Below are 22,114 nucleotides of genomic sequence, written 5' to 3'. Positions count from 1 at the left end.
AAAACAAAATTATGTTACCTTTAACTCAGTACGGTAGTTTAAATAAACATTCCAGCTATGGCAGCACTTAATAACGATGCCAACATCCCTGAAGCGACAGCTCTAAATCCTAAGCGAGCAACATCTGAGCGACGGTTTGGTGCCATCGAACCTAAACCACCTAACAAAATTGCCATCGAACTTAAGTTTGCAAATCCACATAACGCGAAACTAACTACAATAACTGTTTTTGGAGATAACTCTGCAATTTGAGGTGCAAAAGCAGAATAAGCAACAAATTCGTTTAGCACTAACTTTTGCCCGATAAAAGAACCAGCCTGAACTGCTTCTGACCAAGGGACACCGATGACAAATGCAAGTGGTGAAAAAATTAAACCTAAAATTCCTTCAAGTGTTAATCCTTCAAATCCAAAGAGATTCCCTAATCCACCTAGTATTCCGTTCAAAAGTGCAATAATTGCGATAAAAGCCAGTAGCATTGCTCCAACATTTAACGCCAGTTTCAATCCATCACTTGCACCGCGTGCTGCTGCATCCACTACGTTGACAGAAGAATTATCTTTTTCCATCGTGAAGTTTTCATCATTCACAACTTCAGTTTCTGGGATCATGATCTTCGCCAAAATTAATCCTGCTGGTGCAGCCATAAAGCTTGCAGCAATCAAATATTCTAATGGAACACCTAACAATGCATAACCTACTAAAACAGACCCAGCGACCGAAGCAAGTCCTCCTGTCATAATAGCGAAAAGCTCTGATCTTGTCATTTTCGCTATAAATGGTCGGATAACAAGCGGTGCTTCCGTCTGCCCTACAAAAATATTTGCGGCAGCCGAAACAGATTCTGCCTTACTAGTTCCAAGAAGCTTTGAAAGCGCTCCTCCGAGAATTCGAATAAAAAACTGCATTATTCCTAAATAATATAGAACAGAAATTAATGCAGAGAAGAAAATGATAACGGTCAACACCTGGAAAGCGAAGACAAAACCGAAATTTTCAGTATCAGCTGCAGGGCCAAATACGAACGAAATTCCTTCACCCGCATACGAAATTAAATTTTGTACGCCATTTGAAAAAGCAACGAGACCTTCACGCCCTGTTTCCCATTTCAATACAATAAAAGCAAACAGGATTTGAATCGCTAATCCCCCTAAAATTGTTCGCAAATTGATTGATTTTTTTGCACTTGAAAAAATAAAAGCTATACCAAGAACAGCAAGTATACCGCATATTCCCCATAATACGTTCATATTAGACACCTTCTTTGTATGTAGTTTAAAAACAATTCCTTTTTATAAAATTCCTTTATTATACATCTGATGACAGACAACCATAAAGCATCTTAACAAATAGCACAAAGGATGTAAATTAAAAGATAATTCAATTTTTTCAACTATTTTAAATACTTCCAAAATCAATCTTCTTTCGTAAACTGACTTGATATAGTTTTACCCCAAATCCAAAAAATTATCATATTCTTTTATAGAAAATTTTTGCACTGTTAATGGAGTAGAAAAAAGCTCTAATGCTATATTTAGCATTAGAACTTCTACTAAACCAATATTGAAAATTTTTACCTTATTTGTGATAAGTGATAGTAACTTTATCCTCTATCACTTTGCTTAAATCTACAATTATCTAGCAAGATGTTATAACTTTTTTGATTAATTTTCAATTTAAATAATAAAAAAGAACTAACCACTCCTATAAAATAAGAAAGTTAGTTCTCTCTGGTATACGGTTATTTTTCTAAAACTTGGTGGAGTACTTCATAAGATTTACTGTTATTTAGGTTTTTGTGAAGGCAGCTTGCTGGTTTTTCTTGTAAGGTTTCAGCGAAAGCATTTGCCAATTCGGCTTCGCCTGCCACATAAATCTCCTTCCATCCACGTTCTTTCTTTAATTTGTCAACAATTTCCCCTATTCCTTTATAGAAGCGACCCAAATTTTCTTTTAATCGAGGTTCTAATGCATTTGCTTTTGTACTTCCAATCCCTGGATGATTGTCAGGCGTCACTTTTTTTCGATTTCCCCATTCTTGAAGGTTCGGTTCGAAATCGTAAATAAGTTCATCATACAAGAAACCCATAGCCGTATCTAGAATGCGCACTTCTCCAAAACTCGGTAAAACAATACCTGCCTCAGGATAAGCTTTATAGATGTATTCCATTTCTTCAATTACCGGATGTTTCTCCCAATGAAAGCTCGTTTTCATATGCACTTGTACATAATGGACCGACCACAGACTCGGATTGTCCGAAGCGAAAATGACGACTCCTTTATTCAATTCTTTCTGACGATCTTCAATTTCTTTTAAGACTTTTTCTTTCACTTTTTTAAATGCATTCAGTTCATCCTCATCTTTGGAAGCAATTATATACTCTTCTATTCTTTTCAAACCACTTCTCAAATGAATGCTCCATGCACCTTTTAGCTGATCCGGATCAGCTGGATTAGTATTTAAATATACACTTAACACACAACGATTCGTACATTGAAATTCTTTCAGCATCTGAAGTTCTTTGCTTATTGACATTAATTCAGTAACCTCCTTAAGTTGTTTAACGATATAAGCATGCCCAATTAACGTACCCACACACGCTAAAATCTAAAACGAATCACAAACTACATCGAAAGAACTGTATAAAATAAATTTAAAATAAAGTAATTGTCGTAAGTAAATTTTGCACAATCGTTTTTTTACACTTAATAAAGGTAAGAACATATCAATTTGTAATTTATAAAAAAAGAAAAAGTACTACTTGGCTGAGACATTATCTCACCTAGTAGTACTCCTTTTATCTAAAAATATTATGATTGTATAAATAATCATAGGAAATATCAATAAATAAATATTCATTCTCACTAACTGCTATTGAGAAAGTACATGTCATTTCCCCAGTGTCAATATCACTATATAAATCAGATAACACACCACTTTGGTCATTACGCATTTTAATAATTGTTTTTAAAAAATATGGACGCCAGCTCCAATTTTTATTAACCGCTTCTTCCTGTATACGCCACTTCTTATCGATACACATGATATTAGGAGATGTCTGAAAACCCTCTCCATCACAAATATAAAGACGGAAGGAGTAAGCATCTAATTCTTTAGCAAGCGCTAGAAGTTGTTCTGTACTGTCGCTCGATGGCTTCATAAGATGTACGGATTTCTCTAATGTATTCTGCAAAGTTTTCAAGGCATTGTAATTATCTTCAAGCAAGCGCTTTTCTGCTGAGATAAACTGCTGACATCGTTCTTTGAAACTTTTTTTCAATTGATCCCGTGGAATTGTTCCTGTATGTACATCAGCTAGATATTTCCCTTGATAATAACGTCCTCCATTTTTCCACGCAAATTGAAGTTGAAATTCTTTATCGATTCCCTCAAATAACATATTTGCGCCAATTTTACGCGCTAATTTACCAAGAGATGTGAACAAATCATTTTGCTCACCCCAAGATTGATAAGTTAATTGCTCTATATTCAGCTTCAAAATATTCGGAGACAGCGTTTTAATATAATCCCAATGACTTTCAGAACCAACCTGACTAATAGCAATTTTCATACCATATGTTTGAAAATAACGAATGATATTATTAAGCTGTCTGAATTCTCCAGTATAAGTGTGCTCTGAAATTACAAGAACAATACGTTTCAGCTCTTCTTCAGGGATATATTTTTTTATGATTTCAAAATAACTTTCTCCATAATCAAGTACTAACAAGTTGGCATTGCAAGGTAAGTAAATATCAAAATCCTTTGACTCCTCAGCTATTTGCGAAAGAGCTAAATGCAAAATCCTATGCTCAACATCCACTCGATATTCTTCCGGAATATCGTCATCGTAGGCAAATGAATTTAAACTTATAGGCTCTTCATTGTTTATCAGCTTGCCAGAGACTTCATATGCAATGACAACATGCTCGTCTGCACTAAAAATGGGCTGGAAGTACGCCTTCAACTTCTCTAGGTTTGTTAACACATCAATTGCGTCCATCCCATATACCTCCTTAACCGATTGACCTTTAGACAATCTTGACATAGTGAAACAATCACTTTTTTGAAAAACAATTATTTCTATTTTCATGATATTCCGTCATATACGAATATGCAAATAAACTCCTATAATTTCATAAAAAATGAACCAGATTACAATAACAGAAATTTATTTTATCGAAATCGGTTAGACCATCGATAATAAAGACCCATATTACTAGGTCAATCAACTCATGATACTGCCCCTACACTACCTTCTTTCACACTCCTTATTTACAATACGTTTTGTACAAGTTACACCTACCTAAAAATTATCATACACTATAAAAAAGAATTTAAATTCTAAAAGAGCATTCGTTGTCCTATACAGATGATTGGTCTTTATTTTTTGGAACTAAATTGAACAATAATACAAGAAAAAACGAATTCAAAATTAAAACTTACAATATCTCCTACCAAAGGAAAAAACACTTCCAATTTAGATTTAGTCGGCACTGCAGTCAATATACTAGGTGATGCAATAGCAACATGTCACTCATACCGCAAATTCCCCCTAACATAGTGAATAATTACTTTGTTTCAGGTGAAAATATAATCATTATAGTTGAAAGTGGTGTGCGTATGAATTTCCCTATTAATTTCCCTATTATCCATACAAATTTTTGGGATGCTGTTATTGCCATTCCAATTATTATGATTATTACTCAACTGATTAAAATTATTTATCATACTCCTTCGAAATTTGTTCCTACAATTGCATTATTCTTTGGATTATTTATTTCTATTTTCATAAGCCACCGAAATGATTTACTTGCTGGTATATTTATGGGCTGGTTTTACGGGTATGCAGCTATAGGAAATTATGCTGCATTAAAAACTGCTCTTATTAGTTACAGAAATCCCGAGAAATAATAGGAACTTATTAATATTAGAGATGAAGGTGTATCATTAATTAATTTTTAGATGTTATGTTTTATCTGAGGGAGGGTAAGGCATTGAAGAAGAATAACGTTAATATAGATTTAGATGAATTAATAAGTTCTGCAATACCCGGAACAAAAAATTCCGAAAAAATTGAGGTTCTTGCTGCGACTGTTAGAGTAATATCCGATGCTTTATTCACTTTAGCCCTTGTCGAGGCGATAGATGAAGTTCAGGCAGAGGAACAGGTAAATACAAAGAACCAATCAAATAATAATCGCCAATTGAAAAATATGCAAAAACAATTAGACTTTATAGTTGCTCAAATAGCAAAAATTGAGCGAAAAATTGATAGAAACTAAATATTACATGTACACATAATACATACTTTACTCAGCAATAGCATGTAAAAAGCCAAGCCTGAAGTATAAGCCTAGCTTGGCACTTTTACTATTTTGTTAAAATACTATTGTAATTACAATAACTTACAAATTACTTATAGATAAAGAAGCTTAAGTGGATTCACTGTTTTACAGTACGCCAACTAATTGCAGGAACTCCAAAATGTTTTTTAATATTTCTTTCGACGTTCATAAATGTTGCATCTAGTGGATCGTTGTTTGTTCCTTTTATGCAACGTGATGTGAACATATGGCAATTATTTCTGATTAGATTGTAACCATTGTGTGTATTTTTTGCTGCTATTGCTCTTCTAGCGATGGCTGGGTCATGCAAGACATTACCATTCATATCGCAAGCTACATATAATTCTGTTCCAGATCGTACAGATGAGCCATTTAAAAAGTTATAGTAATTTACTTCTATTATTTTTTCGTTACCATTCAACTCTATTATTCTTTTTCTACCAACATAGATGCCGGTATGATCAGGTGTACCTATGATTTTATTTGGAAGTCCTAGTAACTTACAATAGACAATACTACCTGGAATAGGTTCTACATGTTTGAGTAGGTGAGAGCTTAAGAACCTTCTCCACTTCGGATTATTAAATGCCATTAAACTTACCCCCTTCGAACCAAAGTAAATTATTAATAATCATATGATTTATCATTTTCAGGATTAAATTTTTTTACATATTTTGAGTTTGCTGTCACATAAGTGCCTGCAATTGTTTTAAACATCGCTGAACCATTTACAAGTACTTTCTTTTCTATAGTTAATTTCTCACCTTTTTTTACTTTACCAGTTGGTTTAGACCATCTTGGTCCATCATAGTAATTTAATACGCTTGCCAACACTTGAACTTGAAAAGTCTTATTTGTTATAGGTTTTGAAACGGTAATAATTTGTGTTTTTATGACTAAATTCCTGAATGTTGACCAAGTGTATGCCGCTTTACCACTACGCATTTTAGATGGACAGTTTTTACCACTCCAATGATTGTGTTGAACAACATTACTGATGGGAATTTTTTCATCTTTCATAATTTTAGCAACCAAAATAGCGGTGTTTTCAACTGCTTTTTTGTAGTTTCCGTCTTCATTTACGCATATTTCAATGTGGATTGAATTTGCATTACCGTTGCCATTACCGTCCCCGGCAGCCCAACATTTAACATTATGATTAAAAGATTGTACCGCTTCCTTATCATCTACTGTCCAGTGCCATGAGGCTGCACGACTATTTCCCATTGCTTGTAAACGAGCATGAGCGTTTGCATTGGCAGTTTTTTTAGTATTATCTGTCTCGTGAATAGTAATCCATTTTTGACCGTTTCCAGTCCCGCTCGTTACTTTATTCATGATTGATTGTGAAACTAGGTGTTTTCTAATTTTGACCACTCGTTTTTCATCTCCTCCGTTTTAGATTCTTGTCCCTAATAAAAGTTTTATTGCAGTGTCATTACTACTTATTAAATGCTGAACCTATCACTTTTGTGAAAAATATGAGTTTTAAGCCTATTTGTACCTTATGAATGGTTAAATACTGGAATATCGGGAGTTATAATTTTTGTACATCCCTACGCACTCAGATGGTAGTTCAGATATTACGTGAATATGACAAATCACCGTGTAACCTTTTCCCCCTTACTTGTTACATAGGTTTTACATATATAAAGAAAGATTTTTTTCATAAAAAAATCCCAGATGCATCTAAGCATCTGGGTTTTCTTTATGAATGTAATAATTCCAAATTATATAATATAAGATCTTTTCTATCTGATTTTAATATTTTATTTAGATTTTCCACCTTTTGCTCTTCTATCATTTCACCGGTTACCAAATCATATTTCTCTAAATAATAGACATCTTTTTTTCGATTATTTAAATAAAATAGCGCTTGTCCTCTAAAATCGACTTGCTCAAACTTTGGATGGAAATTTCCAGTTGGTCGGTTTAGTCGAAACTTTTTTTGAATGACATTATTTGAAGTATTGTATGAATATACTTCCCCTAAACCGTTAATATAATATAATTCCTGATTATGAATGTGTGTTGAATTATCAAAGTTGTAAGGTAAAGAGTCTGATACAATTTCTTCACTACGATACTCAGCGAGGTTTTTAACATCTACAGTGAATGTTAGTTTATTTATAGTTGCAAGCAATATATCTTCTTTTGCATCGTTTTCTAAATATGAGAGAACAAAATAATAATTTTCCTTATCTTCTAAAATGGATGAGATTGGATCCAATTCTACTGCATGAGGTAAAGGAACTGATGCTAACTGTTCTATTTTTACTTTGTCTTTTATAGTAACCGATTTTAAATCAAAGTTATCCTTAATAAGGTCTTTTGTTAAAACAATTATTTGATCTTTCATCGTACCTGCAGTAGCCACGTAAAATGGTAGTGATGCTGCTTTAAAGCCAGATGTATTGCCATACCTTACACCTGTGTCATAATCAGCATCATTACTAAATCCGGTGTTATATAGGCTATAAAAGATTTCTTCTGAAGCGATATAACCAGAAAGAGTATTACGGATTTCATCACGTTTCATCGGGAATTGTTGTGCGTTTTTCCCTAAAAGGTAAACACTCTTTCTGGCATCCAAATATAATTGTTCACCATTGTATTTACTTACTCCGAATTCCATTCCCGCCATTTCCGTTGCAGTGGCAAAGCCTTTTTTATCAATAAATATCGCTAAACTTTTCCCTGCTCCTTTTTCTAGCTGTGGTGTCGCTGAAGATGCATAAAGAACTGCACGTTTATCTACTAAGAATTTTGGTTCTTCCATCGTCTTTTGCTGGAAGAATATAGACTTCCTTTGATGTATGGCAGATACATGAAGAATTGCATATAGTCCAGCACCCATCACAACTAGGCATGTGATGACTATAATCAACTGCTTTTTCATCTAAACCTCCTGTTTAACTATGTATGAATCGTATAAATGTAACATTATTATAACTATAGTTTACATAATTAATCATACTAAAATTTCTCACGTTTTACTATTAATAGCGGAACCTATTCCCTAGGGAAGACTTATACATCAATACTATTGTGAATTAATAAGTTGTTTAGCATCAGTTCAATATTAGCAACTGGAATAGAAACCAAATACCAACTATTCTTTTCCTATCAGAAATCAACTTAATCATCATTTTTCATTTCCATGTAAAATAAAGTGAATATATAGCATATTGAAGGTGAAGAAACTATATGAAAACTTTATATACAATTGGAGAAGTGTTAATAGATTTTATCCCTCAACAACAAGGTATCATGTTAAAAGACGTGGCATCTTTTGAAAAAATGGCAGGTGGAGCCCCTGCAAATGTAGCTGCAACTGTAGCAAAACTCGGGGAAACGTTTCCTTAATAAGCCAAGTAGGAGCCGATGCTTTTGGCCAATTTTTAATTGAATCATTACAAAAATTGCAGGTAAATACTGATTTAATTAAATTTACAAATGAAGCAAATACTGCACTTGCTACTGTTTCTTTAACTGACAAAGGAGAACGAGATTTCTCCTTTTATCGAAAGCCTTCCGCTGATTTGCTATATAAAGAAGAATATATAGAATCAGAATGGTTTTCACATGGTGATATTTTGCATTTTTGTTCGGTTGGTTTAGTGGAAAGTCCGATGAAAGAAGCTCATAAAAAAGCGCTTTCCCTTGCACGTGAAAATAATACTTTGATAAGCTTTGATCCAAATGTTCGACTTCCTTTATGGGCTTCAAAAGAAAATTGTAGAGAAACTATTTTAGAATTTTTACCTCTAGCAGATATTGTGAAAATTTCAGATGAAGAACTGTTTTTCATTGCTGGTATCGAAGAGGAGGAAACAGCAATCGCATCATTGTTTACAGGTCATGTAAAAGTTGTGATTTATACAAGAGGTGCTAGTGGCGCAACTCTTTTTACAAAGGATACACCCTTTAGTATTCCAGGTTGTGATGTTATGGTACAAGATACTACCGGAGCTGGTGATGCATTTATCGGTGCATTCTTATTTAAGCTTTTAACAAATAACGTCGAGCTAAATGAATTAGCTAATTATTGTACACAGTTTGCTTGCGAATTACTGTCCTTTTCTAATCATTGTGGTGCTCTAACTACTACTAAAAAAGGAGCATTTTCTGCTCTACCAACATTAGATGACATTCATAAACTTTTAAAAAGAAAAAATTAGTGAAAAAAGAGGTTGTGTAAGATGATATTCAAAATCATACTTACACAACTTCTTTTAACCGTTTATCTAACTTAATTTGTGGAGAAACAAGTTGCCATGCTATAGGCAGTCCCATAAATTATTTCAAAACAACAGCGCTTGAGAAGCCTATAGATTTTTCGTTCTGGATATTTTATTAATATCCTTTATTAGAATTTTCCTTTTGAACGGTCCACCTTGAATGATAAGTAACTCGTTAGAGATTCTACATCCGGTAGTAAACCAACCCCAACATAGAAGAGATCACTTATTGACTTTTCTACTTCTCTATATAATGAAAGTAAAAACGACTCCTACTATAAGGAATCGTTCTTTTTAACTATTCGCAACTTTACCCAAATATTGAAAATGGTACCACGCTTGAAAATCGTCTCGTTTAATGACATTTAAAACACATAGCGTTTTTTCTTGACGTTCAATTTTTTTAAGTTCTTCAGGAAAATCTTCTTCAACTGACAATGTCATATACGGAAGTTTTGCTTGTGCTTTTTGAGAACGAATGTTTTCTACTCTAGCACCCGCAAATACATAATCTAAATTGAAGCGATTAAATGCTAATAACAGAATCTGTTCTTTTGCTTGCTCATTATATCCTAATCCCCAAAAAGGCTCAGCAATCCATGTACCAATGTGACATAACTTCTTTTCATGATCTATTTCTTTTAGAGTTGTAACACCTACTATTTCAAAAGCAGAATTAATAATAACACGAGATAATTGTTGATTTTCTCTTTCAGCAAGTTGCATGCCACGTATAAAATTGAGTACCCCACTGACTGATGTTTGATAATCATTCATACCTAGTGCACTTTTCACTAATTTCGAACTGATTAATGGTGATATTTTTTCTGCGTACATAACATCATGAGGTATAAGTCTAATTTTATCCATAGACAATCTCCTTTCTATACAATCTTATTGATATTTCGTTAATACTAAGTGCCTTTATATAGCTTTTTAAACATATAATTATCAATACTTTTTTATTTTTGACAAATTCTTATCCATTAGCTTATGCTAAACGATCTACATGTATTAGGAATGTCATATTTCTTTTTCTTCAATGAATTACGAAAGTTTTAATCAAATTCATTTTCTTTTTAAGAAGACTCTAAGTCACTTTTTTTCTTTTATATTTATTATTAGTACAATTATAAACAATTGTTCACAAATTTTTCAATATTTTTTCATTTTTTATATTGATATTCCAAAAACCTTTTCAATTCTATTGATTCCCAAAAATGGCTTGTGAATTTTTAAAAGGAGACTTTACTTTTATTCATTAAGATTTTAACAATTATTTTTTTATTGCGAGTGTATAGAAAGATTGTAGTGTGAGAAAAATACATTAACAATCATAAGTAGTATTAAAAAGGAGTTTTGTTGATGAAAGATGTCAATACAGCTGTCTTCTTTACTGTTCTAGGCATCTCACTATTTGTATTTTCAATCGTAGCACCTATTCAAAGTCCCGTTGTTCGAGTAATCATATTTCTATTATGTATACAGTTTATCTATCGTAGCTTGCGCATATTTTCATCCAAGGAATATAAAAAGCGTAAAGTATTGAACTAAAAATAAATGATCAAAAAAAGGACTTCCAATTTCAGAAGTCCTTCTACAGATATGTACAAATTATTTTATTAAATCTCTTCAAATGAAATATTATGTATACCTTGTAAATGACTATTTTCTGATGCATATTGTTGCAGTTCCATTCTGATAGAAGGTGCTAACCATACATCACAATCACAAAGCGCTGCAGGTATATTTTGAATATGAAGTTCTCCACCGTGAAGGTTGAAGTTTTGCACGACTAAAGCTGGCTTTTTTTCACAATCGCATTTCCCACAAATCATATAATCTCTCCCATTCTTAATTTCACTACTTGATAACCCGCATAAAGCCTTTAAATCCATTCACTATTTCTTTTTACATAACTATACCATTATACTATAGAGAGACAAAAGTCACACTATAAATATAAAATAAAATATAAAGGAACTATTTTCTGAAATTGATTGTTGATAAAAGTGCCCTTTGTATTTTTTCGATTATCTGCATTAAAAGCTAGCAATATCTCCCCTATTTAGGTAGTTATGATTGGATTGAAATGGAACTACATTCTTTTTCCGATGCTTTAGGAATTCATATTGAAACAAATACAGAAATCTATAATAGAATACGTAAATTTCTTGCAAACTTCACTTTTAATATTATTTTTTAGTCAAAAAAATCAGCAACTTCTATTCTAATAGAAGTACTGATTTTTTTTGCTCACTTATCTATGATATGGTTCTTCGTGACTGATTTATGTGCGGTTTTATTATTCTTCATTCACTACTTACAATACAATCAAATTGTATTCATTTCTAATTTAACAAATTGTTGGATTGGTGCTCCCGATATAAGATAAATTCGCCCAATTTCGGATTCTCACATCTTCTATTTTCGTACTTCTGGTGCAGGGTAGTCAAAGCCCTTCGTATCCACTTCTACCTTTTTCATTTGCTGATCTTCTAACGGTTTATCTGCACTATCTCGTTTAGCGGCAACGATAGTATCTACTGTTTCCATGCCCTCAATTACTTTCCCAAAAGCAGCATATTCTCTATCAAGATGTGGCGATTCTTCTGCCATAATAAAAAATTGAGACCCCGCAGAATTTGGATCATTAGACCTTGCCATTGAAATGACACCACGTTCATGTTTCAAATTATTTTCAAAACCATTTTCAGAAAATTCACCTTCAATAGAATAACCTGGTCCACCTGATCCATTTCCTGAAGGATCTCCTCCTTGGATCATAAAATCAGGGATAACCCGATGAAAAATTAGACCATCATAATATCCTTTTTTAACTAATGAAATAAAATTAGCTACCGTATTGGGAGCTTTAGAAGGCTCTAGTTCAATAACGATTTTTTCATTATTGTTCATCGTAATCGTCACAATTGGATTTTCTTTCACAGCTGATGAATAATCCTTTTTTTCGTCCGATTCCTTTACCACTTTTCCCTCTGACTGTCCACTTTTTGTTGAAGTTCCACAACCCGTCAAAACAAAAGCTACCGCTAGCAGGCTAAAGACTAAATAAAATACTTTATATCGCGCGAACATGTTCCTTTTCAACTCCTCTATATAATCAGTTTATTAATTATATAACTATATGATAATTTACGACAACTCATTAAAATGTGCATTGTATGCAAACTTTATCTTCCTAATTTAGAAAAACCGCACCTATAACGCTCTTTTAATCGAAGATGCATATTTTAGAGTACATTAAACCTTTTTACCCATAATAGTTTTATGATATTAATTTCCACATCTAATTCTTCTTTGTATTCTCTTTTTAAAGCTTCCATAGTGGTTTCGTAATCTACACCATTAAACTCCATAGCTCCTCCTGGTAAAATCCAGAAGTCGTCCATCTTATGTAAAAGTACATGTTCAAATATTATACCAAAAACTCCCTTTTTCAATAGGACAGTACTAAATTTCTAATATAATCTGCTAGTTCTGAACTTTCTTCTTTACGTAACTTTTTGTTTTCATCTGTCAATTCTTTTATTCTAGCTTCTGATTTTTTGGCCTTTGTCACTTCTACAGAAACATAACCGTTATGATCTTTACCCGCTGTGATGAGATCATAAGTGGCAGCAATACCATTTACCTCCCTTTTTACAAATAATCTATTATTATTTCGCTTTATTATATAAAACCCTTTTATATCTTATTCAACTAAACTCCCTCTAACAAGAATTATTTTTTAATGATTTTAATATGTAAGAAAAAGAGAATATATGTTCATTTGTTGAACATAATATCCTCTTTTTAGTTTATTCTATTAAATTTTTAATCCCAGTGTCTTTTTATTATTTACTTAATCTTTTTTGAAGCACGTGCTTCTGTCATTTGTTTCCAAACAGAACCCTTTGCTTCCTCGCCTTGTGAAATACGAGCGATAGCCATTTTCACTTGTAGTTTCACTTCAAATTCGCTGTCATCACTTGCTTCTTCAAGAGCTTTAAGTGAGGTTTCTGTACCCGTTTCATACAAGTACATGGCTGCACGCCAGCGCACAAGTTTGTTACGGTCTTTAAGCGACTCCATCATTGCCGCTTCAAACTCTACAAAGCCAAGATCACTTATACAATCCCCTGCAGTTCGACGTACAGAAGAACTCTTATCATTTAGTGCTTGTACTAATAGGGGTACAACTGCAACATCTTCTACCATGCCTAAGTAAATAGTTGCTAGACGACGAATAGACATTTTCTCATCTTGTAAAGCTTTTTCAAGTAAAGGTAAATCTTCAACTTCTGGATCTGCCATTTGATCTAGCAGTTGGAAGCGGGTTGCCCAATCATCTACTGAAAATTCTTCTAATGAAACGTTTCGTTTACGTGTCTCAACAACGTCTTTTTTCTCTTTACTTGCCAAAATCAGTTCATCAATACGCTGTTTAGGGAAAGATGCCTCAAGTTCTGCAACAACGCTATCACCAATTTCCTGTTTATCACCGTAACGGACACCATAGTCTACCCATTTGCGTTCATAGATATAGTTCTCATCCGTACTCATCGCTTCATTAAAAGCATTGATAAAACGTTCTGCTAGGCCAAAACGTTTTTCAGCAATACTATCAAACACTTTGACTTGTAATGGGATACCTTTAAACATTTGAACATGTACATATACTTCTCCAAAATGTTCGTCTACCTGTTCTTCACTATTCTTTACTTGCTCATCCTCACCAAATGCAATGCGAACAGCTGCTAAGATACTTTCCCAGTCATACTTTGCAATACGTTCTACCGCTAGGAAATCTGCTACATGATAGACTCCTTTGACACCTTCGATTGTTAGTATGTCTTGTACTTCTTTTGGCGCATCAGATTTATTGGCTTCGTTATAGTTATATGCTTTGCCAAAAGGTAATTCATGATCTAAAACGATTTTCATTGTATTTGGACTTGGTGTTGGTTCTATAGTTAAAATGTTCATTTGTAATCCCCCTCTTATTGGTTCACAATGTCTTGTAAGTATTCCCATCGTTCAATAAGGTGCTCATACTTCGCGTTCAGTTCTTCCAGCTCCGCTGTTAATTGTTGAAGTTTTGTGAAGTCAGAACCAGCTGTAGATACACCTTCTTCTGCTTCCATTATCGCTTCTTCTAATTTTGCAATATCAGCTTCTATTGTTTCCCACTCTTTTTGTTCTTTGAATGAAAGTTTTTTCTTTTGAGTTTTCACTTTTTGTTCTTTTGGTTTTTCAACTTTTTCTTCTTTCACAGGTGCAGGTACTGCTTCAAGTTTTGCTAAATAATCACTGTAAATGTCGAGACTTTCGTCGATTCCACCTTGCCCATCCAATATCCAGAGTTTTTTCGCAATACGATCTAAGAAAAAACGGTCATGGGAGATGGTCACAACAACACCTGGGAATTGTTCGATAAAGTCTTCTAAAACAGAAAGCGTTTCGATATCTAAATCATTTGTAGGTTCGTCCAGTAAAAGAACATTAGGTTGCTCCATTAACAGTTTCAATAGATATAGTCGTTTACGTTCTCCACCAGACAACTTGCCGATTGGCGTTCCATGCGTATGCAATGGAAATAAAAAGCGTTCGAGCATCGATGCAGCCGAATGATGTTCCCCTTCTGAATCTTGAATATCATTAGCTGACTCACGAATATACTCAATCATTCGTTGATTGTCATTCATTTGCGGCAGTTGTTGTGTAAAATGTGCAATACGGACCGTGGAGCCCACTTCTATTCGCCCCTGATCAGGTACAACCTCACCAGCAAGCATTTTCAAGAGAGTACTTTTCCCTGCTCCGTTTGCACCAATAATACCGATGCGATCGCCTTGTTGTAAAAGGAATGAATAATCCTTAATTAAATGACGTTCACCAAAAGATTTTGTGATACTTTCTGCTTCCAACACTTTTTTACCTAGTCTTGATGTTGCTAAACCAAGTTCAAGACCTCCAGCATCTGATTTACGGTCTATATTATCAGATAGTTCTTCAAAGCGTTGAATACGTGCTTTTTGCTTGGTTGAACGGGCCTGTGCTCCGCGACGAATCCATTTCAGTTCTGATCGATAACGGTTGTGCATTTTTGCTTGAGTGGCAACAGTCATTTCCTCACGAATCGCTTTGGATTCTAAATAGTCTCCGTAATTACCTTTATGTTTGTACAATATTTGATTTGCAAGTTCATAGATATGCGTCGAAATTTCATCAAGGAAGTAGCGATCATGGGTGATAAAGATGACAGCGCCTTTTAAACGTAGCACCATTTCTTGTAGCCATTCAGTTGATTGCACATCCAAATGGTTGGTTGGCTCATCTAGTAAATATAAATCTGCAGGTTCAATTAGTACTTTTGCTAAAGCGACACGTTTTTGTTGCCCTCCAGATAGATTAGTAACCTGTTCATCAAACATTTCAATACCGAGCTTTGTAAGAGCTGTTTTCGCTAATGCGTTAATGTCCCATGCTTGCTGTGTATCCATTTCTTGTTGTAAACGGAATAATTGCGTCTGTAATTGAGATGATTCTGGATTTTTCCCTAGTAAAGAGAGTGTATCTTCATAATCACGGTTTAATTTTAGAATCGGTGAATCACCGGAGAATACAGCTTGTAATACTGTTTTATCTTGAGCAAATTCTGGATTTTGAGGTAAATGTGCGATGCGGTATTTGTTTGGGTGATCTTTTTCAATTTGGTCTGCGTCTAGCTCTCCAGCTAGTATGGACATAAGCGTTGATTTACCGGTGCCATTAATGCCAATTAAACCAGCGCGTTCACCGCTATAAATAGTAAAGTCGATATCTTTAAATAGAGTTTTATCTCCGACTGTTTTTGTTAGATTAGATATAATTAAATGGCTCATAGTTCCCCGTCTCTTTCATTTTTAAGCTGTTTTAAAAAGCATACCATAAATTCATGTCTTTCTTTAGCCATCTGCTTACCTTTTGTTGTTGTCATTAAATCTTTAAGTAGTAAAAGCTTTTCATAAAAGTGTGTAACAGAAGCTGTTTCTTTATTTCGATAGTCTTCAACAGACATATTATGGCGTGCTTCTTCTTGATCATCATAGAGTTTACGACCTTTCGCCCCTCCGAAAGCAAATGTTCTTGCAATTCCTACGGCTCCGATTGCATCTAAGCGATCTGCATCTCGTACAATTTGCGCTTCAATTGAAGTAGCTTCTAATTGATTGCCACCATTGTAAGAAACAGAAGCAATGATATCTCGAATTATTTGTTGCTGTTGTTCAGATATATTAAGCTGTTGTAAAATACGTTGTTCATTTTCTTTTGAATCTGTATATTTCGAATCACTTACATCATGTAATAAAACTGCAAGTTCTACTAATTCACCATCTGCTGTTGGTTCCGTTTTCAAAATTGCTTGTGCATTTTGCATAACTCGTTCTATATGTTGCCAGTCATGACTAGCATCAAACTGATTATAAATATCCTTTACCATTTGCTCACATTGTTCTACAATTTTCATTTTTGTTCCTCCTAAATAAAACAGCTACCTCTATTATAAAGGTAGCCAATCACTTTGTTTCATTTTATTTTATAACAGAGCTTGAGCTAAGTCTTCTAGTAAATCTTCTACATCTTCAATACCTACGGAAATACGTACAAGTCCATCTACAATTCCAAGTTCCGCACGACGATCAGTAGGAATGGAAGCATGTGTCATACGCGCCGGAATGGATATCAAACTTTCTACTGCACCGAGGCTTTCCGCTAATGTGAAATATCGTAATTTAGAGATTACTTCTTCTGCCTTCTCTGCACTTCCAACATCAAAGGAAATAATACCGCCAAAACCAGTTGCTTGTGTCTTTTGTAATTCATGACCTGGGTGATTTATTAGTCCCGGATAATACACTTTGCCTACCTTGCTATTTTGTTCCAAGAATTCTGCTATCCTTTGAGTACTAGAATTTACTTCTTCTACTCGAATTGGCAAAGTTTTAATCCCTCGAATTAGTAACCATGAATCTTGAGGTCCTAATATTGCTCCAACTGAGTTTTGAACATAATGTAATTGTTCTGCCAGTTCTGCATTATTTACAACGACCAAACCTGCTATGACATCACTATGTCCACCAATATACTTTGTTGCACTATGCAAAACAATATCTGCACCAAGTGTGATTGGTTGTTGCAAATATGGGGTTAAAAAAGTGTTATCTACGATTGTTAGTAACTGATGTCGTTTTGCTAAAATACTTATCTGCTTAATATCTGTAATTTTCAATAATGGGTTCGTTGGTGTTTCTACATAAATTCCTTTTGTATTAGGTTGAATTGCATCTTCTACGTCTTGAATATTAGCAGTATCAACAAATGTTGCCTCAATACCAAATCGATTTAAAACTTTTGTAAAGACTCTAAAAGTCCCTCCATAGACATCGTCGGTTACAATAATATGATCACCCTGTTTGAAAAGCATAACTACAGAGCTTACAGCGGCCATTCCTGAACTAAAAGCAAATCCAGCATGTCCATTTTCAAGTTTACTAATTAAAACTTCTAATGCATGGCGTGTTGGATTTCCTGTTCGAGAATATTCATATCCACGAAACTTTCCGACAGCATCTTGTTTATAAGTACTTACTTGATATATAGGAGTTGATACTGCACCTGTTGTTTCATCACCAACAATACCAGCATGAATAAATTTTGTTTTTGCTCTCATTTAAATAGGCTCCTCTTCAAATAATTCATATATAGATTGACTTAAATAACGTTCACTAGAATCAGCAAAAACAGTAACAATATAACTTCCTGGCTTTGCAACTTGTGCTTCAAGTAGCGATGCATAGAAAGCTGCTCCTGCGGAACTTCCTACAAGTAGGCCTTCCTTTTTTGCTAACTCTTTTAATGCGTGGAAAGCATCCTCATCTCTTATAGTATGAATTGCATCAAAATACGATTTTTCCATATAACCAGGTAAAAACTCCATTCCAATACCTTCTGTAACATGAGTTGATGCCTCTCCTCCATTTAAAATGGAGCCAACTGGTTCTACAATAACTGTTTTCAAATTTGTTTTTTGTGTTTTTAAGTAACGAGCTGTTCCCATAAATGTACCTCCAGAACCTGCTCCTGCTACAAACACATCAATGTTTCCATCTAAATCTATCCAAATCTCTGGACCTAGTGTTTTTTCATAGGTTGCTGGATTTGCAGGATTTGAAAACTGACTAGGTGAAAAAGAGTCCGGAATGGCTTCAACAAGTTCTTTTACTTTTTTTATAGCACCTTTCATCCCCATTGCTGTTGGTGTATTAATAATTTCTGCACCTAAAGCTTTCATTAATATTTGTTTTTCTTGACTGAATTTTTCAGGTACAACGAACATCACATGAAAACCTTTACCTATTGCTGCCAGTGCTAAACCAATCCCTGTATTACCAGCAGTCGCCTCAATTATTGTACTTCCTGGTCGTATTACTCCTCGATTCTCCGCATCCTCCAATAAAGAAATACCCAGACGGTCTTTCACACTACCACCAGGATTTAAATACTCTAATTTCGCAAATATACGGCAATTATTAGGAATCTCAATATTGGTAATTTCCATTAAAGGTGTATTACCAATTAATTGTTGAACCTTATTATACAAAGTCATATTCATGCCACCTTTTAAACTTTATAAATCATTTATTATTAGGTGCTTTTCTTGATTGCTTCCATATACCAAACATAATCGTTTAATTGTTCAAATGAGACGTCAAAGCTTGCCTCTTGAAACATTGTCAGTAATTTTGTTATCGTAGTATAATATTCACGTTCTAAATCATCCGCGACTTCATGGTAGCCACGAGATCTCTCCTTCTTTATCTGTGCCTTTTTATGCTCTTCAGATACAAATGCTGTATCTGCAAAAATAATTTTACCGCCAGGTTGTAATAGCTTGGCATATGTTTTTAGAGCTTCTAGTTTTTCCTCATCAGTTAAATGATGAAAAACATAGGTGCTAACGATTGAATCTATATGCTTATTTTCGACTGTGAAGTTTTGCAAATCACCGTCAACAAGCTGAACATTAGGGCATCGTTTACCCGTAATTTCACGCATAGTCTCATGAGGCTCAATCCCAATTACCTCTCTCCCTGCTGCCTCCAATTTAAGTGTCAAATTTCCAGTTCCAGTTCCAAATTCAATAACTGTACCTATTGAAGCATTTGCAACTTTTTCTAATATACTTTCGTACCCTTCGAAAACATCACGATATTCTTTATGCTGACCAGTTACTGATTCCTCATACGACTTCGCCCACTCATCAAACAGGTAAATAAATTCTCTTCCCATTCTTACTGCCCCCTATTATAATTAACCTTATTTGCATACTTGGTATTGAATTGTAGTTTAGTGTTAAATTCAGTCATGACTCTTTCCTACACTATATGACCCCCTAATCTTATTGGTGAAAACTTTTTTCGAAATGAAGTAATTACTAAGAAAGAGCTGCCTAAAATTGATTTTCAAATCAATAATTAGACAACTCTTCATTCAATTCACTAGTTAAAATAGTCCAACCGCATTACCTTCAGCATCGATATCCATTTTCAATGCTGCTGGAGTTTTTGGCAAACCAGGCATTGTCATAATATCTCCTGTTAAACAAACGAGGAATTTAGCACCTAATTTAGGGATAATTTCTCGTACTGTTACTGTAAAGTTTTCTGGACGACCTAATAATGACTGTTGATCTGATAAAGAATACTGTGTTTTCGCCATACAAATCGGTAGTGCATCCCAACCAAATTTTTCGATTTGTGCCATTTGTTTTAATGCTTTATCTGTAAAGTGAACACCAAGTCCACCATATACCTTTTGAACGATTGTACGTACTTTTTCCTCAATAGGTGCTGAAACATCATAAAGTGGTGCAAAATTATTTTCTTCGTTAATAACAGATAGTACTTGTTTGGCTAATTCAATGCCACCTTTACCGCCTTCTTCCCATACATTCGTACGAGCTATTTTAACGTCATTTTCTTGGCACCATTCTAAAATAGTAGTAAGTTCAGCTTCCGTATCTGTTATAAAGCGATTTAACGCTATTATTGGTTCAACACCGAAGTTACGAATAGTATCCACATGCTTCGCTAAATTTTCAATTCCTTTTGTAATCGCCTCTACATTTTCCGCTTTCAACTCGGTTTTCAAAGCACCACCGTGCATTTTCAAAGCACGTGCAGTGGCAACAATTACGACCGTACTAGGTTTAAATCCGCCTTGCATTGCTTTAATATTCATAAATTTCTCAGCACCTAGGTCTGCCCCAAATCCTGCTTCTGTCACGACAATATCTGCTAACCTACGAGCTGTATTTGTTGCTGCTATTGAATTACAGCCATGTGCAATATTAGCAAATGGACCTCCGTGAATAATAGCTGGGGTTCCTTCTATAGTTTGAACTAAATTAGGCTTGAAAGCATCTTTTAACAATAGAGTTAGGGCGCCTTCTACTCCTAAATCACGAACAAACACTGGTTCACGTTGATATGTGTAGCCAATGACAATATCAGAAATACGTTTTTTTAAATCTTGTAAATCTTTTGCTAAACAAAAAATAGCCATTATTTCTGAAGCTACTGTAATGTCAAAACCATCTTCTCGTGGTGTTCCTTGCACGGGTCCACCTAAACCAATAACAATGTTCCGAAGTGCTCGATCATTCATATCTATGCATCTCTTCCATATAATACGTCGTGGGTCTATTTGCAAAACGTTACCTTGCTGAATATGATTATCTATTAATGCAGCAAGGGCATTATTTGCAGTGGTAATTGCATGGATGTCTCCAGTGAAATGAAGATTGATATCATCCATAGGTAATACTTGAGCGTAGCCACCACCAGTTGCCCCGCCCTTCATACCCATAATTGGGCCAAGTGAAGGTTCTCGTAATGCAACGATGACTTTTTCATTTAGCTGGTTAAGTGCGTCAGCTAGTCCTACGGTAACAGTAGATTTACCTTCGCCTGCAGGTGTAGGGCTGATAGCAGTTACAAGAACCACTTTTGCTGCAGTTGTATTCTCAATTAATTTTAATGGATTGATTTTTGCTTTATAATTTCCGTAAAGTTCTAACGCTTCTAATGGAATACCTGCAATCTCTGCAATCTCCGTAATGGGACGCATTGTAGCACTTTGTGCGATTTCTAAATCTGATAATGGTTGAACGGTTTTAGACACAGCAGATCCCTCTTTCGTTTACTTTAATCATTTTTTAGTATTGAAGGTAATAAGATGTATTCTTTATATTTTTCTACCCAAGACTATTATATAGTACTTTCCCCAGCAAAACCTACGCTTATTCGACAATCAATTGACAATATAATTTGTGGTGTTTGGATAAAATTTCATCACATGTCATTCCTATCTTTACCGTACTATTTGCTAAAAAATATTTTGTAATAATTTTAAGTACATTTATTTTCGGCACCACAAATGTTTAAGATAAAAACCCGAAAGTGTAAAACAAAAAGAGT

21 protein-coding genes and 1 pseudogene are annotated in these 22,114 nt (G+C 34.4%); 4 read left to right on the top strand and 18 right to left on the bottom strand.

Features of this window, described 5'->3' with window-relative positions; genetic code table 11:
- Nucleotides 1-38 precede the first annotated feature (38 nt).
- The 3 genes from ACQKMD_RS16350 to ACQKMD_RS16340 all read right to left on the bottom strand — a co-directional run bounded on the left by ACQKMD_RS16350 (nucleotide 39) and on the right by ACQKMD_RS16340 (nucleotide 4,004).
- Nucleotides 39-1,250 carry a NupC/NupG family nucleoside CNT transporter gene (locus tag ACQKMD_RS16350; RefSeq protein WP_427753249.1) on the bottom strand — a complete coding sequence of 404 codons (1,212 nt, stop codon included), beginning with the start codon at nucleotides 1,248-1,250 and terminating at the stop codon, nucleotides 39-41.
- A 491-nt stretch (nucleotides 1,251-1,741) separates the two neighbouring features.
- Nucleotides 1,742-2,536 carry a VLRF1 family aeRF1-type release factor gene (locus tag ACQKMD_RS16345; protein ID WP_427753248.1) on the bottom strand — a complete coding sequence of 265 codons (795 nt, stop codon included), beginning with the start codon at nucleotides 2,534-2,536 and terminating at the stop codon, nucleotides 1,742-1,744.
- Nucleotides 2,537-2,798: 262 nt separating this feature from the next.
- Complete coding sequence (locus tag ACQKMD_RS16340) at nucleotides 2,799-4,004, bottom strand: EAL-associated domain-containing protein (protein WP_427753246.1); 1,206 nt, start codon at nucleotides 4,002-4,004, stop codon at nucleotides 2,799-2,801.
- Nucleotides 4,005-4,636: 632 nt separating this feature from the next.
- On the opposite strand from ACQKMD_RS16340, the gene ACQKMD_RS16335 reads away from it, so the two are divergent.
- Both ACQKMD_RS16335 and ACQKMD_RS16330 read left to right on the top strand, forming a co-directional pair.
- Nucleotides 4,637-4,915 carry a hypothetical protein gene (locus tag ACQKMD_RS16335; protein ID WP_427753263.1) on the top strand — a complete coding sequence of 93 codons (279 nt, stop codon included), beginning with the start codon at nucleotides 4,637-4,639 and terminating at the stop codon, nucleotides 4,913-4,915.
- Between the two features lie 83 nt (nucleotides 4,916-4,998).
- Complete coding sequence (locus ACQKMD_RS16330; protein ID WP_427753245.1) at nucleotides 4,999-5,286, top strand: hypothetical protein; 288 nt, start codon at nucleotides 4,999-5,001, stop codon at nucleotides 5,284-5,286.
- 160 nt (nucleotides 5,287-5,446) lie between these two features.
- Here ACQKMD_RS16330 and ACQKMD_RS16325 read toward each other — a convergent pair whose 3' ends face one another.
- From ACQKMD_RS16325 to ACQKMD_RS16315, 3 genes are all read right to left on the bottom strand, one after another.
- The gene (locus ACQKMD_RS16325; RefSeq protein ID WP_427753243.1) at nucleotides 5,447-5,941 is read right to left on the bottom strand and encodes a hypothetical protein; all 495 of its coding nucleotides are present in this window, start codon (nucleotides 5,939-5,941) and stop codon (nucleotides 5,447-5,449) included.
- Between the two features lie 32 nt (nucleotides 5,942-5,973).
- The gene (locus ACQKMD_RS16320) at nucleotides 5,974-6,726 is read right to left on the bottom strand and encodes an N-acetylmuramoyl-L-alanine amidase (RefSeq protein WP_427753241.1); all 753 of its coding nucleotides are present in this window, start codon (nucleotides 6,724-6,726) and stop codon (nucleotides 5,974-5,976) included.
- 331 nt (nucleotides 6,727-7,057) lie between these two features.
- On the bottom strand, nucleotides 7,058-8,248 hold the full coding sequence (locus ACQKMD_RS16315) for a hypothetical protein (RefSeq protein WP_427753240.1): 1,191 nt from the start codon (nucleotides 8,246-8,248) through the stop codon (nucleotides 7,058-7,060).
- 308 nt (nucleotides 8,249-8,556) lie between these two features.
- Between ACQKMD_RS16315 and ACQKMD_RS16310 the strand changes: the two are divergent.
- Nucleotides 8,557-9,530 (top strand): annotated as a pseudogene (locus ACQKMD_RS16310) (carbohydrate kinase family protein).
- A gap of 147 nt (nucleotides 9,531-9,677) precedes the next feature.
- Here the strand turns inward: ACQKMD_RS16310 and ACQKMD_RS16305 are convergent.
- Together ACQKMD_RS16305 and ACQKMD_RS16300 are read right to left on the bottom strand one after the other, a co-directional pair.
- On the bottom strand, nucleotides 9,678-9,773 hold the full coding sequence (locus ACQKMD_RS16305; protein ID WP_427753261.1) for a PH domain-containing protein: 96 nt from the start codon (nucleotides 9,771-9,773) through the stop codon (nucleotides 9,678-9,680).
- Between the two features lie 111 nt (nucleotides 9,774-9,884).
- A complete protein-coding gene (locus ACQKMD_RS16300) occupies nucleotides 9,885-10,460 on the bottom strand; it encodes a GNAT family N-acetyltransferase (RefSeq protein WP_427753238.1) in 576 nt (191 codons plus the stop codon).
- 495 nt (nucleotides 10,461-10,955) lie between these two features.
- Here ACQKMD_RS16300 and ACQKMD_RS16295 point away from each other — a divergent pair, with 495 nt between their 5' ends.
- A complete protein-coding gene (locus ACQKMD_RS16295; RefSeq protein ID WP_427753236.1) occupies nucleotides 10,956-11,144 on the top strand; it encodes a hypothetical protein in 189 nt (62 codons plus the stop codon).
- Between the two features lie 68 nt (nucleotides 11,145-11,212).
- Here ACQKMD_RS16295 and ACQKMD_RS16290 read toward each other — a convergent pair whose 3' ends face one another.
- From ACQKMD_RS16290 to ACQKMD_RS16245, 10 genes are all read right to left on the bottom strand, one after another.
- The gene (locus ACQKMD_RS16290) at nucleotides 11,213-11,428 is read right to left on the bottom strand and encodes a hypothetical protein (protein WP_427753235.1); all 216 of its coding nucleotides are present in this window, start codon (nucleotides 11,426-11,428) and stop codon (nucleotides 11,213-11,215) included.
- A 586-nt stretch (nucleotides 11,429-12,014) separates the two neighbouring features.
- Entirely contained in the window at nucleotides 12,015-12,689 is a 675-nt protein-coding gene (locus ACQKMD_RS16285; RefSeq protein ID WP_427753233.1) for a peptidylprolyl isomerase, read from the bottom strand.
- Nucleotides 12,690-12,844: 155 nt separating this feature from the next.
- Nucleotides 12,845-13,003, bottom strand: a complete 159-nt coding sequence (locus tag ACQKMD_RS16280; RefSeq protein ID WP_427753260.1) for an NUDIX domain-containing protein — start codon at nucleotides 13,001-13,003, stop codon at nucleotides 12,845-12,847.
- Nucleotides 13,004-13,451: 448 nt separating this feature from the next.
- Complete coding sequence (locus ACQKMD_RS16275) at nucleotides 13,452-14,579, bottom strand: conserved virulence factor C family protein (RefSeq protein WP_427753232.1); 1,128 nt, start codon at nucleotides 14,577-14,579, stop codon at nucleotides 13,452-13,454.
- A gap of 14 nt (nucleotides 14,580-14,593) precedes the next feature.
- A complete protein-coding gene (locus tag ACQKMD_RS16270) occupies nucleotides 14,594-16,477 on the bottom strand; it encodes an ABC-F family ATP-binding cassette domain-containing protein (protein ID WP_427753231.1) in 1,884 nt (627 codons plus the stop codon).
- Complete coding sequence (locus ACQKMD_RS16265) at nucleotides 16,474-17,103, bottom strand: HD domain-containing protein (RefSeq protein WP_427753229.1); 630 nt, start codon at nucleotides 17,101-17,103, stop codon at nucleotides 16,474-16,476. Before ACQKMD_RS16265 ends, ACQKMD_RS16270 begins: the two co-directional genes overlap by 4 nt.
- Before the next feature lie 69 nt (nucleotides 17,104-17,172).
- Nucleotides 17,173-18,306: a bifunctional cystathionine gamma-lyase/homocysteine desulfhydrase gene (locus ACQKMD_RS16260; protein ID WP_427753228.1), complete on the bottom strand. Its 1,134-nt coding sequence runs from the start codon at nucleotides 18,304-18,306 to the stop codon at nucleotides 17,173-17,175.
- On the bottom strand, nucleotides 18,307-19,242 hold the full coding sequence (locus ACQKMD_RS16255) for a PLP-dependent cysteine synthase family protein (RefSeq protein ID WP_427753226.1): 936 nt from the start codon (nucleotides 19,240-19,242) through the stop codon (nucleotides 18,307-18,309).
- A gap of 38 nt (nucleotides 19,243-19,280) precedes the next feature.
- On the bottom strand, nucleotides 19,281-19,925 hold the full coding sequence (locus ACQKMD_RS16250) for a class I SAM-dependent methyltransferase (RefSeq protein WP_427753225.1): 645 nt from the start codon (nucleotides 19,923-19,925) through the stop codon (nucleotides 19,281-19,283).
- A gap of 213 nt (nucleotides 19,926-20,138) precedes the next feature.
- The gene (locus ACQKMD_RS16245) at nucleotides 20,139-21,818 is read right to left on the bottom strand and encodes a formate--tetrahydrofolate ligase (protein ID WP_427753224.1); all 1,680 of its coding nucleotides are present in this window, start codon (nucleotides 21,816-21,818) and stop codon (nucleotides 20,139-20,141) included.
- Between the last annotated feature and the right edge of the window lie 296 nt (nucleotides 21,819-22,114).

This window comes from Viridibacillus sp. NPDC096237, from assembly GCF_050278625.1.
Taxonomy (GTDB): Bacteria; Bacillota; Bacilli; order Bacillales_A; family Planococcaceae; genus Viridibacillus.
Note: the sequence above shows the minus strand (reverse complement) of the source record. Positions and strands in the feature narration are given on the sequence as shown.

Bases quoted from the DNA above. Each gene is read 5' to 3' on its own strand.
- ACQKMD_RS16350 (WP_427753249.1), bottom strand. From the start codon at position 1,250: ATGAACGTATTATGGGGAATATGCGGTATACTTGCTGTTCTTGGTATA.
- ACQKMD_RS16345 (WP_427753248.1), bottom strand. From the start codon at position 2,536: ATGTCAATAAGCAAAGAACTTCAGATGCTGAAAGAATTTCAATGTACG.
- ACQKMD_RS16340 (WP_427753246.1), bottom strand. From the start codon at position 4,004: ATGGACGCAATTGATGTGTTAACAAACCTAGAGAAGTTGAAGGCGTAC.
- ACQKMD_RS16325 (WP_427753243.1), bottom strand. From the start codon at position 5,941: ATGGCATTTAATAATCCGAAGTGGAGAAGGTTCTTAAGCTCTCACCTA.
- ACQKMD_RS16315 (WP_427753240.1), bottom strand. From the start codon at position 8,248: ATGAAAAAGCAGTTGATTATAGTCATCACATGCCTAGTTGTGATGGGT.
- ACQKMD_RS16300 (WP_427753238.1), bottom strand. From the start codon at position 10,460: ATGGATAAAATTAGACTTATACCTCATGATGTTATGTACGCAGAAAAA.
- ACQKMD_RS16295 (WP_427753236.1), top strand. From the start codon at position 10,956: ATGAAAGATGTCAATACAGCTGTCTTCTTTACTGTTCTAGGCATCTCA.
- ACQKMD_RS16290 (WP_427753235.1), bottom strand. From the start codon at position 11,428: ATGATTTGTGGGAAATGCGATTGTGAAAAAAAGCCAGCTTTAGTCGTG.
- ACQKMD_RS16285 (WP_427753233.1), bottom strand. From the start codon at position 12,689: ATGTTCGCGCGATATAAAGTATTTTATTTAGTCTTTAGCCTGCTAGCG.
- ACQKMD_RS16280 (WP_427753260.1), bottom strand. From the start codon at position 13,003: ATGGACGACTTCTGGATTTTACCAGGAGGAGCTATGGAGTTTAATGGT.
- ACQKMD_RS16275 (WP_427753232.1), bottom strand. From the start codon at position 14,579: ATGAACATTTTAACTATAGAACCAACACCAAGTCCAAATACAATGAAA.
- ACQKMD_RS16270 (WP_427753231.1), bottom strand. From the start codon at position 16,477: ATGAGCCATTTAATTATATCTAATCTAACAAAAACAGTCGGAGATAAA.
- ACQKMD_RS16265 (WP_427753229.1), bottom strand. From the start codon at position 17,103: ATGAAAATTGTAGAACAATGTGAGCAAATGGTAAAGGATATTTATAAT.
- ACQKMD_RS16260 (WP_427753228.1), bottom strand. From the start codon at position 18,306: ATGAGAGCAAAAACAAAATTTATTCATGCTGGTATTGTTGGTGATGAA.
- ACQKMD_RS16255 (WP_427753226.1), bottom strand. From the start codon at position 19,242: ATGACTTTGTATAATAAGGTTCAACAATTAATTGGTAATACACCTTTA.
- ACQKMD_RS16250 (WP_427753225.1), bottom strand. From the start codon at position 19,925: ATGGGAAGAGAATTTATTTACCTGTTTGATGAGTGGGCGAAGTCGTAT.